This window comes from Xanthomonas nasturtii (assembly GCF_023337365.3).
Taxonomy (GTDB): domain Bacteria; phylum Pseudomonadota; class Gammaproteobacteria; order Xanthomonadales; family Xanthomonadaceae; genus Xanthomonas; species Xanthomonas nasturtii.
The window spans coordinates 1,043,588-1,057,281 of the sequence record NZ_CP142084.2; the positions used below are offsets into that span (position 1 = coordinate 1,043,588).

Annotated in this window: 13 protein-coding genes; 4 read left to right on the plus strand and 9 right to left on the minus strand. The window is 64.8% G+C overall.

The annotated features are described in order from the left end of the window. Positions 1-240: 240 nt before the first annotated feature. From M3O59_RS04420 to M3O59_RS04430, 3 genes are read right to left on the minus strand one after another with little or no spacing between them, the layout of a single operon-like run. Positions 241-705: a response regulator gene (locus M3O59_RS04420; protein ID WP_064634147.1), complete on the minus strand. Its 465-nt coding sequence runs from the start codon at positions 703-705 to the stop codon at positions 241-243. Next, positions 702-2,612: an ATP-binding protein gene (locus tag M3O59_RS04425; protein ID WP_064634148.1), complete on the minus strand. Its 1,911-nt coding sequence runs from the start codon at positions 2,610-2,612 to the stop codon at positions 702-704. Before M3O59_RS04425 ends, M3O59_RS04420 begins: the two co-directional genes overlap by 4 nt. Continuing rightward, positions 2,609-3,316 (minus strand): helix-turn-helix transcriptional regulator, encoded by a 708-nt coding sequence (locus tag M3O59_RS04430; protein WP_064634149.1) that lies wholly within the window; start codon positions 3,314-3,316, stop codon positions 2,609-2,611. The genes M3O59_RS04425 and M3O59_RS04430 overlap by 4 nt, the downstream gene beginning before the upstream one ends. A gap of 124 nt (positions 3,317-3,440) precedes the next feature. On the opposite strand from M3O59_RS04430, the gene M3O59_RS04435 reads away from it, so the two are divergent. Both M3O59_RS04435 and msrA read left to right on the plus strand, forming a co-directional pair. Further along, positions 3,441-3,956, plus strand: coding sequence for an SgcJ/EcaC family oxidoreductase (locus tag M3O59_RS04435; RefSeq protein WP_064634150.1), 516 nt, complete (start codon positions 3,441-3,443; stop codon positions 3,954-3,956). 96 nt (positions 3,957-4,052) lie between these two features. Then, positions 4,053-4,703 carry a peptide-methionine (S)-S-oxide reductase MsrA gene (gene msrA / locus M3O59_RS04440; RefSeq protein WP_116905523.1) on the plus strand — a complete coding sequence of 217 codons (651 nt, stop codon included), beginning with the start codon at positions 4,053-4,055 and terminating at the stop codon, positions 4,701-4,703. 416 nt (positions 4,704-5,119) lie between these two features. Here the strand turns inward: msrA and M3O59_RS04445 are convergent, their stop codons facing one another. The 6 genes from M3O59_RS04445 to ahpC all read right to left on the minus strand — a co-directional run bounded on the left by M3O59_RS04445 (position 5,120) and on the right by ahpC (position 11,351). Then, a complete protein-coding gene (locus M3O59_RS04445; protein WP_116905524.1) occupies positions 5,120-5,689 on the minus strand; it encodes a type 1 glutamine amidotransferase family protein in 570 nt (189 codons plus the stop codon). A gap of 356 nt (positions 5,690-6,045) precedes the next feature. After that, positions 6,046-7,014 (minus strand): transaldolase, encoded by a 969-nt coding sequence (locus M3O59_RS04450; RefSeq protein ID WP_064634153.1) that lies wholly within the window; start codon positions 7,012-7,014, stop codon positions 6,046-6,048. 63 nt (positions 7,015-7,077) lie between these two features. Then, on the minus strand, positions 7,078-7,509 hold the full coding sequence (rnk, locus tag M3O59_RS04455; protein WP_116905525.1) for a nucleoside diphosphate kinase regulator: 432 nt from the start codon (positions 7,507-7,509) through the stop codon (positions 7,078-7,080). A gap of 439 nt (positions 7,510-7,948) precedes the next feature. Next, positions 7,949-8,890, minus strand: coding sequence for a LysR substrate-binding domain-containing protein (locus M3O59_RS04460; RefSeq protein WP_064634155.1), 942 nt, complete (start codon positions 8,888-8,890; stop codon positions 7,949-7,951). A 92-nt stretch (positions 8,891-8,982) separates the two neighbouring features. Then, the gene (gene ahpF / locus M3O59_RS04465) at positions 8,983-10,575 is read right to left on the minus strand and encodes an alkyl hydroperoxide reductase subunit F (RefSeq protein ID WP_064634156.1); all 1,593 of its coding nucleotides are present in this window, start codon (positions 10,573-10,575) and stop codon (positions 8,983-8,985) included. A 212-nt stretch (positions 10,576-10,787) separates the two neighbouring features. Next, positions 10,788-11,351, minus strand: a complete 564-nt coding sequence (gene ahpC / locus M3O59_RS04470; RefSeq protein WP_003488826.1) for an alkyl hydroperoxide reductase subunit C — start codon at positions 11,349-11,351, stop codon at positions 10,788-10,790. Between the two features lie 201 nt (positions 11,352-11,552). Between ahpC and prmC the strand changes: the two genes are divergently transcribed. Together prmC and pip are read left to right on the plus strand one after the other, a co-directional pair. Further along, on the plus strand, positions 11,553-12,413 hold the full coding sequence (gene prmC / locus M3O59_RS04475; RefSeq protein WP_064634157.1) for a peptide chain release factor N(5)-glutamine methyltransferase: 861 nt from the start codon (positions 11,553-11,555) through the stop codon (positions 12,411-12,413). Positions 12,414-12,645: 232 nt separating this feature from the next. After that, positions 12,646-13,587, plus strand: coding sequence for a prolyl aminopeptidase (gene pip, locus M3O59_RS04480; protein ID WP_116905526.1), 942 nt, complete (start codon positions 12,646-12,648; stop codon positions 13,585-13,587). Positions 13,588-13,694 lie beyond the last annotated feature (107 nt).

The window sequence follows — 13,694 nt, forward strand, 5'->3', positions numbered from 1 at the left end:
TGATCGCTTGTTGAAACCTGTGCACACCGACTAACTCGACTGGTCCTTGCCCGCCCACCGTCGCGGGACCTTGAGCGGCATGGATGCCGCGCCAGAGCTACATGGACGTACTTGCAGCGTGTCCTGCGATGGTGGGCGGGCAAGGGCCCTGCAGCGTAGCCACACATCACCCGCTTGCGCCTTGTGTCATGAAGGTGGGCGAGTAAAAGCCTTCAGCTCGCACAGCATCCACCCTCCAACTCAACTCTGCTGACGCCACCCCGGTGGCGCTGCCTCCGGGGCAGCCAGCGCGCGCAGGCGTTTGAACAAAACGGTGGTTTCGGCCACGTTCCAGACCCGCAAGGCGACTTCGAAGGTGTCCAGCGGTTTGGTCAAAAAATCCTTTGCCCCCAGGCCCAATGCACGGTGGCGCGCGCTGCGGCTGGGGTCGGCGGTGAGCACGATCACCGGCAGAAAGTGGCCGGGATCGGACAGCCGCGCCAGCTGCTCCAGCAGCGCATAACCGTCCAGTTCCGGCATCTTCAGATCCAGCAGGATCAGGTCCGGCGCGAATGCCGACACCAGCCCCATGACCCGCAGCGGATCGGTGGTGGCGATCACTTGCTGAAAGCCTTCGCGTTGCAGCAAGTCTTCCAGCAGCCGCACATTGGCCGGCTCGTCGTCGACGATGAGGATGCGGGAGCCGAGGATTTCATCGCGTGTCATGCCAGCAACCTGTCGATCACAGAGAAAAATTCCGCCACATCGAGCGGCTTGGTCAGGTAGGCGCGCACGCCTTGATTCCCCACCCGCGCCAGCGTGGCGGTCGTGGCATCGGCACTGATCACCACCACCGGGATGGCCGCCATTGCCGGCTGCGCCTGCAGTTCGCGCAGCAGCTCTTCGCCGTTGCCATCGCTCAGATGCAGATCCAGCAGGATCAGATCCGGCGCGCCCTGCTTCAACAGCTCACGTGCCTGCGCCAGGCTGGCGGCTTCGAGCAGTTGCCATTGCGGGCGACGTTCGGTGAGCGTGCGGATCAAGGCCTGGTTGGACGGGTTGTCTTCGATGCTCAACAGCCGGCACACGCCGCTGCCCGCGTTGCTCGGCGGCAACAGGCTGCGTGCCGGTTCGCTATGCTGATGCTCGCCTTGCGGCAATGAAATCCAGAAGCGCGCGCCATCGCGGCTGCTGTCCACGCCGATGCGCCCGCCCATTGCCTCGATCAAGCGCTTGCTCAACGCCAGCCCCAGGCCGGTGCCTTCCACTGCCGAGCGCTCGGCGCCCAGTCGCTCGAACGGCGTGAACAAACGCTCGATCTGCGCCGGCGTCAGCCCCGCGCCCTGGTCGGCAACGGTGATGCGCACCTGCTCGCCATCAACCTGTGTACTCACCTGCACCTGCCCGCCGGTGCGATTGAACTTGACCGCATTCGACAACAAATTGAGCAGCACCTGACGCAGCCGCTGCGCATCGGCGCGCACCGTCCACGGCCCGTCGATGGACGAAGGTTGCAGCGCGATGCCGTGCTTGTCCGCATCCGGTGCGATCAGGCCCAGCGCCTCGTGCACGGCGGCGCGCACCGAGATCGGCTCCGGGCTCAGATCCAGCTGATCGGCTTCGATCCGCGCGATGTCCAGCAGCTCGGTGATCAACCCGAGCAAATGCCGGCCAGCACCCAGGATGTGCTGCAGATGGCGGCGATGACCGGGCTCGGGCAGGTCCATTTCCAGCACCTGCGCATAGCCCAGGATGGCATTGAGCGGGGTCCGCAGTTCGTGGCTACTGCGCGAAAGGAATTCGGTCTTTGCGCGGTTGGCGGTCTCCGCCTCGCGCCGCGCCAACTGCGCTTCGGCTGCACGTGCGGCCAGCAGCTCGCTGGCCTGTGCCAATCGCTGACCGACCTGGCCCAACTCATCGCCGGCGCGCGGCTGCGCTGCCAGCGGCAAGCCTTCGCCCAGGCGGTCGGCGTTGGCGGCCAGCGTACGCAGGCGCCCCGACAATGCAGAGGCGAACCATGCCACCGCAAATACCGCGCCCAGGCCGCCCAGCATCGCTGCACTCAAGGTGATGATGAGGTTGCGTTGACGCAGCCCTTGCGCCTTGGCGGTACGCACCTGCAGTTGCGCGGTTTCGTAATTGCGCAGCTCGCGCAGCTCCGCACGCAGGATGTCGAGCTTGTATTTACCATCCCAGAGCTGGCGGATCTCTTCCTCGCGGCTCAGATCCGGTGCCAGCAACCGACGCCAACCCTGCATTTTTTCGGCAAAAAGTGGCTTGATGCGCGCAAACCGCCGGGCCTGGCCCGGGTCGGTAATGCGTTGCGACAGACGCTCGGCCACACGCTGCAGGCGCGGCTCGGCATCGCGATACGGGGTAAGGAATTCATCGCGCCGCACCAGCCGATATCCGCGCACACCGGCTGCAGTTTCGGCCAGCAGCGCATGCGCTTCGTACAGGTCGCTCAGCACTTCCAGGGTCTGCCGCACGTCGTTTTCGGCGGCGATGTTCTGCCGCTCCACGCTGTAGATCGCCATCAATGCGACGGCCAGCAACAGCAACGGCAAAGTGACGACCGCCAGGCTTTTGCGGGTAATCGGCCAATCGTTCCAACGCACTGCCAATGCATTCATAGCGCAAGTCCGGATTGAACCGCGTACACCGCGGCCTGGGTGCGATCTTTTACCTCAAGTTTCTGCAGGATTCGCTCCACATGCACTTTCACCGTGCCGGGAGAAATCCCCAGTTCAGCTGCGAGGGTCGCGTTAGTGAGTCCGCGCGGGAGCAACGACAACACCTGCTTTTCGCGTTTGCTCAGCGCGCCGAGGCGATCGTCCTGCACCGGTTTGCGCCGCCGCGTGGTGAGCGGCTTGGCCGGTTCGGCCACCATCGCCGGCAGCAGCAGCGCGAATGCCTGCAGCGCCTGCACATCGTCGTTGCCGGGTGCCGGGCGGCCCTCGTTCCAGGCTACGCAGACCATGCCGTGGGTGGTCCCCAGCGCATGGATCGGCACCCTGGCTTCGCGGATGTCGGACGGGCGCGGCGGCATCAGCCACGCCGCTTCGTGGCCGTCACCGGCGGCGCTGGCTCCGGGCGGCAGTGCGCGGCCGCGGCTGGCCAACACCTGCGTGCGCGGGCCGCGTTGCGCCAGCACCGCGCCGTGCTCCAGGCCAAGCAGCGCCAGCACCCGCCCCAGCACGGCGTCGCAGGCCTGTTCGGGGCTGTGCGCCTGGCGCAGCACCACAGCGGCCTCCCACAGCGCCTGCCAACGCGCGCTATCTGAGGCTTCGCGGCGTAAGGTCAGGCGCCAATCGCCAGCGTTGGTGGGGTTTTCCATGATTTCGCTTTAGGCCGATCAGCATATTTGAGTATATGCCATTCGGCAGAATTTTTGGGGCTGCCTGATTTCGATACTGAGCTTGCCCGATGAGGCACCCCCATCAACCACACGGAGATTCCCAATGCGTCGCACTCTCTTCTCTCTGGTTCTGGCTCTGGCTGCCACCCCGGCGCTGGCTGGCGGCGTGATGCATTACACCGACAAGGCCAAGCTGCCGGCCGGCGGCGAGGAGCGCGAAGTCGCCGCGCTGTTCGATACCTGGAACGCCGCACTGGCCACTGGCAACCCCGACAAGGTGGCCGATCTGTATGCACCGGACGGCGTGCTGCTGCCGACGGTCTCCAACGAAGTGCGCGCCTCGCGCGAGCAGATCGAAAAGTACTTCGAGATGTTCCTGACCAAGAAGCCGCAGGGCGTGATCAATTACCGCACCGTGCGTGTGCTCGATGACGACAGTGCAGTGGATGCCGGCGTCTATACCTTCACCCTGACCGATAAAGAGGGCAAGAAGAGCAACGTGCAGGCGCGCTACACCTTCGTGTACGAAAAGCGCGACGGCAAGTGGTTGATCATCAACCACCACAGCTCGGCGATGCCGGAAGTGGATACGCGCTCGGCGGTTGCCAAGACCAAGTAAGTGATGTCCAGCGACCGTGCGCCGGCCGTGCAGGCTTGAAAGCCGCCGCGGCCGGCGCCATCCAGCAGGCAATCCTCACGATTGCGGAGTTGCACCATGCTGGGAATCGGCGCCTTCAAACAACGCATGCCACGTCCAGGCGACGCACTGCCGGGCCGCGAGCAAGCGCTGCCGTTACACAACACGCACCTGGTCAACGGCCATCCGTTGCGCGGGGAGTTCACCGGCCTGGCCCAGGTGCACTTCGGGCTTGGCTGCTTCTGGGGCGCAGAACGCAAGTTCTGGAACGTGCCAGGGGTGTACACCACGGCGGTGGGTTACGCCGGCGGTCAGACGCCGAATGCGACCTACCCGGAAGTGTGTTCCGGGCAGACCGGCCACACCGAGGCGGTGCTGGTGGTGTTCGACGAGCAGGCCGTGTCGTTGACGCAGTTGCTGCGCACCTTCTGGGAAAGCCACGACCCGACCCAGGGCATGCAGCAGGGTAACGATGTGGGCACGCAATACCGCTCGGCGATTTACTGCACCACGCAGGCGCAGTACGACGCCGCGCTTGCCAGCCGCGATGCGTACCAGCAGCAACTGGATGCCGCCGGGTATGGCGCAATCACCACGGAGATCCGTTTCCCGGCGCCCACGTTCTACTACGCCGAAGACGATCACCAGCAATATCTCGCCAAGCATCCCAATGGCTATTGCGGGCTTGGCGGCACGGGAGTGAGCTGCCCGATCGGGCTGGATGCCTGACGGAAAGGCGGGCCGGATTGAAACGCTGTCATCCACATGATCGTGGCAGCGTGCCGATGGCCAACAGTGACCGGCAGCGTTATCACGATCAGGCAGCGCATGGGAGTGCATGCCAGGCAACTTGAATGGCTGCGTCGGAGACGACGTGGCCATCTTTTTTTGGATGGTGTCCACACGACAGGTTGGCGGTGGCGCCGTGTGTGCGCACGGCGAATCGGCTTGGCGAAGCTGTGCTGCAATCAGTGTTGATGAGTGCTGCGGCGAGCGATGCAGAAAGCTGACGCACTCGCCGCAGCGACTCGGTGGCGAATCACTGCTGGCGAATCACTGCGGCCAACGGTGCGCAAACCTAGTTCAGGGCATCAGCACGGCGCGTCGGTGCCGAGCACCAGCTGTGCGCGCCTGAGTCCGTTGGATCAGACGAATTCGCCGGCAAACATGCCGCGCAACTGTGCCAACGTGTCGGTGCGATCCGGATGCAGCAGCCGCATGCAAGCCAGGGCGAAACCCACCGGGCTGGTGCCGGGGGCGGTGATGACGCCATCGGCGCTGACGACTTTTTCATGACGGTAGTGCGCAGCGCCTGCATATGGCACGACATGTTCCTGCAGAAACGCCAGCGCGTTGCTGGTGTGCGCGCGCTCATCGAGCAGGCCTGCGTACGCGAAGGCAAGGGTGGCGCCGCAGATTGCCGCGACCGGGCGCTGCTGCTGCACGCGCTCGACCAGCAGGCCGCTCAGGCCGGGAATCTCACCGGCTTGCCAGCGTTCGCTGCCGGGCAAAATCCACAGATCAGCCTCAAGTGGCGCCAGATCGCACAGCGCAAATTCCGGCGTGATGCGCAGGCCGCCGAGGGACTGTACCGGCTGCCCGTCGATGCTGGCGATGGCGACCTGGTCGCCGAACCACTCGCGCGCCGCCGGCAGCACCACGCCGATATCCCAGTCGGCTACGCCGTCGACCATCACCACTGCAATGTTTGCCATTGTCCGTTACGCCAGTTGAGCGAATCCGGATTCTAGGCAGTGCGCGCGTGGCGGGTGTAAGCGGCGTGTGGAGAGGGGTGGCGGGGCGTGCTGGTCGGCCATGTGTGGCGCATTACGCAGCGGGGCAGGGCGTGTGCGGTGCCCGAGCGCCCGAGCTTGCAGCGATCGTGGTAATGCCGATACCGGGCGTTAGGCCTGCACGAAAGATGGCAGGCGGTCGGCGATGCGGGGCGCCATGGTATCGCGTCCATCGCTGGTGCCTCGCTGGCAGGCAATGGCGCTGCCACCTCCACAAACGACAACGCCCGCAGCCATCGGGCTGCAGGCGTCGGTGTCGCAGAAGCAACCTGCCGCGATCAGCCGGCGAGCTTGTCGGCGATGGTCTTGCGCAGTGCGTGCAAGTCCTTGGCGAAGGTGTCGATGCCGCTGGCCAGTTTCTCGGTAGCCATCGCATCGGCGGCCAGGCCAGAGGCGAAGCTGTCGCTGTCGATCGGAGTGATCTGGGCGTTGTCGGCCTTGGCCGGCGAGAGCTTGCGCGGCAGTTCGCCGTACTCGGCGTCGAGTTTTTCCAGCAGATCCGGCGAGATGGTCAGGCGGTCGCAACCGGCCAATGCTTCGATCTGCGCGGTGGAGCGGAACGAGGCGCCCATCACCACCGTGGACGAGCCGCGCTGCTTGAACGCGTTGTAGACGGTGCGCACGAACACCACGCCCGGGTCTTCATCGATGCTGGCGGGGGTCTGCCCCTGGGCCACGTAGTAATCCAGGATGCGGCCCACGAACGGCGAGATCAGGAACACGCCGGCCTCGGCGCAGGCCAGCGCTTGCGAGCGGTTGAAGATCAAGGTGAGGTTGCAATCGATGCCATCCAGCTGCAGCTGACGGGCGGCTTCGATGCCTTCCCAGGTCGCTGCGATCTTGATCAGGATCTTGTCCTTGGAGACGCCGCGCTCGGCGTACATCGCAACGAACTTGCGCGCCTTGGCGATGGTGGCCTGGGTGTCGTGCGCCAGATCGGCGTCGACCTCGGTGGAGACGCGGCCGGGCACCAGTTCGGACAACTTGACGCCCACGCCGACGGTGAGGCGGTCGGCCACTTCGTTGACGGTGGTGGTGCGATCGTCGCCGCCGTGCGCGCGGCCCCAGGCCAGTTCGCGCTCGAGCAGATCGGAATAGACCGGCAGGTCCAGCGCTTTTTTGACCAGGGTGGGATTGGTGGTGCAGTCGACTGGCTGCAGGCGCTTGATGGCGTCGTAGTCGCCGGTATCGGCAACGACAACGGACAGTTCACGCAGCTGGGCGAGCTTGGAGGGGGATGCGGTCATGCGGGTTCTCTCGAATCGTGGAACGGGTCGGGGGATAAGACGCAGCGCGCTACGTTAGCGCGCTCAGCGCTGGAAGTCGCTCGCGACTGCGGGTTGGTCGTACACGGCCGTCACACGCAGGCGCAGGTCGCGCCCGTCAGGCGTGCGCCAATCGATGCTCTGACCAACCGACAGGCCGAGCAGCGCGCTGCCGACCGGCGCAAGCACCGAGATGCGGCCTTGCTGTACATCGGCCTCATGCGGATACACAAGGGTGAGCGTATGCCGTTCGCCATGCAGCTGGTCTTCGCATTCGATGCGCGCGTGCATGGTGACGACATCGCCGGGAATCTGGTCGGGCGGCAGCACGCAGGCGCGGCCCAGTTCATCGCTCAGCGCAGTGGCGGCGGGATGCTTGTTGAAGGTCGGCGAATCGAGCAATGACTCAAGCCGGGCAAGGTCGTGGCTGGATACCAGAATGGATGGCGGCAAGCCGCTGTGGTGTTGCGAAGTCATGGCAGTCTCCTGACGAATATGGCTTGCCAACGCGGCAAGCGGCACTGAGGAGATGAGGGCGCCGGCGCTCGATCGCAATGCGTGGCCGTGCCGAGATCGCAGGCCACTGCCGAGTGCGCCACGGCAGGCGTGATGGATTCCAAGTGCGGGAGTAAGCGCTGGGGATGGCACAGCCGCAGAAACAGGCCACAACAGGTACTTTTAGAGCAGCGAACAAACCATTGCGCTCAGCGGCATTGCGTTCAGCGGCGGCCTTGCTATGGCGTCGGATCTCAGCAGGTGTACTGCACGCAGCCAGACAAAAGCGGCGCTCGCGCGCCGCTCAAGGCCAAACCTACAAACGCGACTCAAAGCGACCGCAGCCGCGACATGCTCTTCCGATTCCCGATTCCCGATTCCCGATTCCCGATTCCCGATTCCCGATTCCCGATTCCCGGCCTCAGGCCGCAACCGCCTTCGGTCCTGTCGCAGGCTGATCCAGCGTAAACAAGCTGTCCGGCAATTCCTTGAACAATTGCGACAGTTGCTCCAGGAACGCCGTCATCGCCGAGCTACGACGCCAGGCCATCGCGATACGGCGGCTGGGCTGCTTGTCTTCGCGGAAGCGGATCAAGCGGATGTTCTCCGAACGCGCAACCGGCGGCTTGACCGCAAGCAGTGGCAACAAGGTGACGCCGACATTGGCGGCCACCATCTGGCGCAGCGTTTCCAGGCTGGTCGCCTGAAATTCGGATTTTTCCAGCGCACCGGCCAGATGACAGACATCCAGTGCCTGCTCGCGCAGGCAGTGGCCGTCTTCCAGCAGCAGCAAACGCTGCTCGGACAGATCGTCCAGCGTCATGCTGTCGTGGCGCGAGAGCGGGTGGCCTTCCGGTACCGCCAGCACGAAGGGCTCTTCAAACAGAAATTCGGCATGCAGTTGGTCGTCCTGCAATGGCAGCGCCAGCAGTGCGGCATCCAGGCGGCCTTCGCGCAGCTGGTGCACCAGCTGGTCGCTCTTCTCTTCGATCAGCAGCAGTTCCAGACGCGGGAAGCGTTCGCGGATGCGTGGCACCACATGCGGCAACAGATATGGTGCCAGGGTAGGGAAGATGCCTAAACGCACGGTGCCGGCTTCCGGGTCCTGGCTGCGGCGTGCAGCTTCCTTCATCTGTTCCACTTCGGCCACGATGCTGCGCGCACGCACGGCAGCTTCGCGGCCGGCCGGGGTCAGCATGACCTTGCGCGGCGCCCGTTCCACCAGCGACACGCCGAGCTCGTCTTCGAGTTTCTTGATCTGTGTGGATAGCGTTGGCTGACTGACAAAACACGCCGTCGCAGCACGGCCGAAGTGCTTGTGGTCGGCCAGGGCTACCAGATATTTCAGGTCACGCAGATTCATATGCAGCAGCCTTCATTGCGGTGACGGGGAACTTGCTGGAGCGTGGTGCGAGCTTAGCGCCCGGGCTGGCCGGGCGCTTGCAAAGCGCTGGCTTATGCGGCCTGTGCCACGGCCTCGGCACTGGCCGGTGCGCTGGAACGGATCAGGTGATCGAAGGCGCTCAGGGCTGCCTTGGAACCTTCGCCCATCGCGATCACGATCTGCTTGTACGGCACGGTGGTGGCGTCGCCTGCGGCGAACACGCCCGCTACATCGGTCTGGCCACGGTCGTCGACGATGATCTCGCCGCGCGGCGACAACGCCACCGTGCCACGCAGGAACTCGGTGTTGGGCAGCAGGCCGATCTGCACGAACACACCTTCCAGGTCGACGTGCTGGATGTCGCCGCCGGTGCGGTCCTTGTAGACCAGGCCGGTGACCTTCTGCCCGTCGCCGAGCACTTCGGTGGTCTGCGCGCTGGTGATGATGCGCACGTTGTGCAGGCTGCGCAGCTTGCGCTGCAGCACTTCGTCGGCGCGCAGCTTGTCGTCGAATTCCACCAGCGTGACATGCGCCACGATGCCGGCCAGGTCGATCGCCGCTTCCACGCCCGAGTTGCCGCCGCCGATCACCGCCACGCGCTTGCCCTTGAACAGCGGGCCGTCGCAATGCGGGCAATAGGCCACGCCCTTGTTCTTGTACTGGTCTTCGCCGGGCACGTTCATCTGCCTCCAGCGCGCACCGGTGGACAGGATCACGGTCTTGCTCTTGAGCGAGGCGCCATTGGCCAGCTTGATTTCGATCAGGCCATCGGCACCGGCCGGGATCAGCTGCTCGGCACGCTGCAGGTTCATGATGTCCACATCGTACTGGCGCACGTGCTGTTCGAGCGCCGCAGCCATCTTCGGGCCTTCGGTTTCCGGCACGGAGATGAAGTTTTCGATCGACATGGTGTCCAGCACCTGCCCACCGAAACGTTCGGCGGCCACACCGGTGCGGATGCCCTTGCGTGCGGCATAGACCGCCGCTGCCGAACCGGCCGGGCCACCGCCTACCACCAGCACGTCGAAGGCGTCTTTGGCGGCGATTTTTGCGGCATCGCGCTTGGCGGCGTTGGTGTCGAGCTTGGCGACAATCTGCTCCAGCGTCATGCGGCCCTGGTCGAACAGCTCACCATTCAAGTACACGGTGGGCACCGACATGATCTGGCGGGTTTCCACTTCGTCCTGGAACCAGGCGCCGTCGATGGCGACATGCTTGATGCGCGGGTTGAGCACGGCAGCCAGGTTCAGCGCCTGCACCACGTCCGGGCAGTTCTGGCACGACAGCGAGAAGTAGGTTTCGAACTGGTAGTCGCCATCCAGGTGCTGCACCTGCTCGATCAGCTCGGCAGTGGCCTTGGACGGGTGGCCGCCGACCTGCAGCAGTGCCAGCACCAGCGAGGTGAACTCGTGGCCCATCGGCAGGCCGGCAAAGCGCAGCGAGATGTCCTGGCCGGGCGAGGTCAGCGCGAACGAGGGCTTGCGCTGGTTGTCGTCGCGGTGGATGTCCAGGCTGATCTTGTCCGAGAGCAGCACCAGATCTTCGAGCAGGTCGAGCATTTCGCGCGAGCCGGTGCTGTCGTCGATCGAAGCATGGATCTGGATCGGGCGCGTCACCCGTTCCAGGTAGGCGGTCAGCTGGGTCTTGAGATTGGCATCCAACATGGAAAACTCCTGGGAATGGGCAAGGGGAGGGCGTGGCGTGGCTGCCTTGGGGCAGGTCGCCGGGGAGGAAGGGAGTGAACCGCAGCCGGCGCGAGGTCGGGGTGCGTGCTGGCGATGGCTGGCGGGCAGCCCGGCACCGGCTCCGGTTCACCCCCGGCCCGTGCGGGCCGGAGATGCTCCGACCTGGCGACAGGTCGGAGGTGACAGCCAGCTTAGATCTTGCCGACCAGGTCCAGCGACGGAGCCAGGGTCTTGGCGCCTTCCTTCCACTTGGCCGGGCAGACCTGGCCAGGGTTGTTGGCCACGAACTGCGCGGCAGTGAGCTTGCGCAGCGTCTCGGTGACGTCGCGGGCGATCGAGTTGTCGTGGATTTCCAGGGTCTTGATCACGCCTTCCGGATTGATGATGAAGGTGCCGCGCAGGGCCAGGCCTTCTTCTTCAATGTGCACGCCGAAGGCGCGGGTCAGCTTGTGGGTCGGGTCGCCGATCAGCGGGAATTGCGCCTTGCCCACGGCCGGCGAGGTTTCGTGCCACACCTTGTGCGAGAAGTGCGTGTCGGTGGTGACGATGTACACCTCGGCGCCAGCCTTCTGGAACGCGGCATAGTTGTCGGCGGCGTCTTCCACTTCGGTCGGGCAATTGAAGGTGAAGGCGGCCGGCATGAAGATCAGTACCGACCACTTGCCCTTCAGGCTGGCCTCGGTGACTTCGATGAAGTTGCCGTTGTGGTACGCATTCGCCTTGAACGGCTGGACCTGGGTGTTGATGAGAGACATTGAGTTTCCTCGTGCAATGAAAGGGGGGCGGGGGATGGAACAGTCGCCATGGTAGGCAGGATCGATAGATTCCTCAAATCGATTGATGGAATTGTATAGATAGGCTTAGGCTATCAATTTTGTAGACGATGTCTAGCGCAACCGCGGCAACGTCATCGCCGATAATGGTCAGCCGATGTTGCGCAGGAGTGAACAGTCCGTATGTCCGACGATCTCGCCGCCATTCCCGCCGATCAGTTGCTGCGGCGGGCCACCGAGCGGATCGAGCGCTGCGATGCGGAGCCACTGCTGCTGCATGCATTGGGGCGCGATCGCGCCTGGTTGTTCATGCACGGGCGCGATCCGCTGCCTCTATCGGTGGCGCAGGCGTTCGAGTCTCTGGTTCAGCGGCGCGAGGCGGGCGAGCCGGTGGCCTATCTGACCGGCTCGCGCGGCTTCTGGACGCTGGATCTGGCGGTTTCGCCGGCCACGCTGATCCCGCGTGCCGACACCGAGCTGCTGGTCGAGCTTGCTCTGGAACGCTTCGACAGCGTGCCGGGCCGTCGCGCCGCCGATCTGGGCACCGGCAGCGGCGCGATTGCGCTGGCCATCGCCAGCGAACGCCGGCAGGCGCAGGTGATCGCCACCGATGCCAGCGCCGCGGCGCTGGCGATGGCCCAACGCAATGCCCACAGCCATGGGTTAGGCAATGTCGACTGTCGGCTGGGTAGCTGGTTCGCGCCGTTGGCCGCCGAGGCGTTCGACCTGATCGTCAGCAACCCGCCGTATATCGCTGCGCACGACCCGCATCTGCACCAGGGCGATCTGCGCTACGAACCGGCCAGCGCACTGGCATCGGGCAGCGACGGGCTGGACGATATCCGCCTGATCGTGGCCGATGCGCCTGCGCATCTGCTGCCGGGCGGCTGGCTGCTGCTGGAGCACGGCTGGGACCAGGGCGTCGCCGTGGCCGAACTGCTGGCTGCGCGCGGTTTCGCCGCAGTGGCCACGCATCAGGATCTGGAGCAGCGCGACCGGGTGACGTTGGGTTGCTGGTCGCCAGCTGCGGGCCAGCGCGGCTGACACAACGTAGCGCGTGGTTGTCCCGGTAAACGGACCCCGGGCTCCGCGCTGGAGTACGCGCGTTCGCTCTGCCGATGACACTGACTGATCGCGCGCCCTGGCGCCAAGCGCAAAAGCTTCGTTGCTTCCAATCTTCGCCCATGCCTCTGCAGCTGCGCTTTCGATCGCAAAGGGGCGCCTGGGTGCGTGCGCCGGCTGCCGATACACTAGCGGTTTCCCGCAGGACCGACGCATGCGCACGCTCTATCCCGAGATCACGCCCTACGAGCAGGGCAGCCTGAAGGTCGACGACCGCCACACGCTGTATTTCGAGCAGTGCGGCAATCCGCAGGGTAAGCCGGTGGTGATGTTGCATGGCGGCCCGGGCGGCGGCTGCAACGACAAGATGCGGCGCTTCCACGACCCGGCCAAGTACCGCATCGTGCTGTTCGATCAGCGCGGTTCCGGCCGCTCCACGCCGCATGCCGATCTTGTCGACAACACCACCTGGGATCTGGTGGCCGATATCGAGCGTCTGCGCACGCATCTGGGCATCGACCGTTGGCAGGTGTTTGGCGGCAGCTGGGGCTCCACGCTGGCGCTGGCGTATGCGCAGACCCATCCGCAACAGGTCACCGAGCTGGTGCTGCGCGGCATTTTTTTACTGCGTCGCTTCGAGCTGGAATGGTTCTATCAGCAAGGCGCCAGCCGGTTGTTCCCGGATGCGTGGGAGCATTACGTCAACGCGATTCCGCCGGTGGAACGCGCCGATCTGATGTCCGCCTTCCATCGTCGTCTGACCAGCGATGACGAAGCCACGCGTCTGGCCGCAGCTAAGGCCTGGAGCGTGTGGGAAGGCGCCACCAGCTTTTTGCATGTGGACGACGACTTCGTCACCGGGCACGAGGACGCGCATTTCGCATTGGCGTTCGCGCGCATCGAGAACCACTATTTCGTCAACGGCGGTTTCTTCGAAGTGGAAGACCAGCTGCTGCGCGACGCGCACCGCATTGCCGATATCCCCGGGGTGATCGTGCACGGCCGCTACGACGTGGTGTGCCCGCTGCAAAGCGCCTGGGACCTGCACAAGGTGTGGCCGAAGGCGCAGTTGCAGATCAGCCCGGCCTCCGGGCATTCGGCATTCGAGCCGGAAAATGTCGATGTGCTGGTGCGTGCGACCGATGGGTTTGCCTGAGCGATCGCGTCAGGCGCAGCAGGGTCATGCGCGTGCATGACCCGGAGGAACGCGCTTGCGCGCGATGAGGCATTACCGCTAAAGCCTCGTCACCCGTAAGAGCGCGC

What these genes read in the sequence shown, in the direction of transcription:
- ahpC (WP_003488826.1), bottom strand. Translation starts at nt 11,351, where the DNA reads ATGTCTCTCATCAACACCCAGGTCCAGCCGTTCAAGGCGAATGCGTAC.
- M3O59_RS04420 (WP_064634147.1), bottom strand. Translation starts at nt 705, where the DNA reads ATGACACGCGATGAAATCCTCGGCTCCCGCATCCTCATCGTCGACGAC.
- prmC (WP_064634157.1), top strand. Translation starts at nt 11,553, where the DNA reads ATGTCCGACGATCTCGCCGCCATTCCCGCCGATCAGTTGCTGCGGCGG.
- M3O59_RS04435 (WP_064634150.1), top strand. Translation starts at nt 3,441, where the DNA reads ATGCGTCGCACTCTCTTCTCTCTGGTTCTGGCTCTGGCTGCCACCCCG.
- ahpF (WP_064634156.1), bottom strand. Translation starts at nt 10,575, where the DNA reads ATGTTGGATGCCAATCTCAAGACCCAGCTGACCGCCTACCTGGAACGG.
- M3O59_RS04460 (WP_064634155.1), bottom strand. Translation starts at nt 8,890, where the DNA reads ATGAATCTGCGTGACCTGAAATATCTGGTAGCCCTGGCCGACCACAAG.
- M3O59_RS04425 (WP_064634148.1), bottom strand. Translation starts at nt 2,612, where the DNA reads ATGAATGCATTGGCAGTGCGTTGGAACGATTGGCCGATTACCCGCAAA.
- M3O59_RS04450 (WP_064634153.1), bottom strand. Translation starts at nt 7,014, where the DNA reads ATGACCGCATCCCCCTCCAAGCTCGCCCAGCTGCGTGAACTGTCCGTT.
- pip (WP_116905526.1), top strand. Translation starts at nt 12,646, where the DNA reads ATGCGCACGCTCTATCCCGAGATCACGCCCTACGAGCAGGGCAGCCTG.
- msrA (WP_116905523.1), top strand. Translation starts at nt 4,053, where the DNA reads ATGCTGGGAATCGGCGCCTTCAAACAACGCATGCCACGTCCAGGCGAC.
- rnk (WP_116905525.1), bottom strand. Translation starts at nt 7,509, where the DNA reads ATGACTTCGCAACACCACAGCGGCTTGCCGCCATCCATTCTGGTATCC.
- M3O59_RS04445 (WP_116905524.1), bottom strand. Translation starts at nt 5,689, where the DNA reads ATGGCAAACATTGCAGTGGTGATGGTCGACGGCGTAGCCGACTGGGAT.
- M3O59_RS04430 (WP_064634149.1), bottom strand. Translation starts at nt 3,316, where the DNA reads ATGGAAAACCCCACCAACGCTGGCGATTGGCGCCTGACCTTACGCCGC.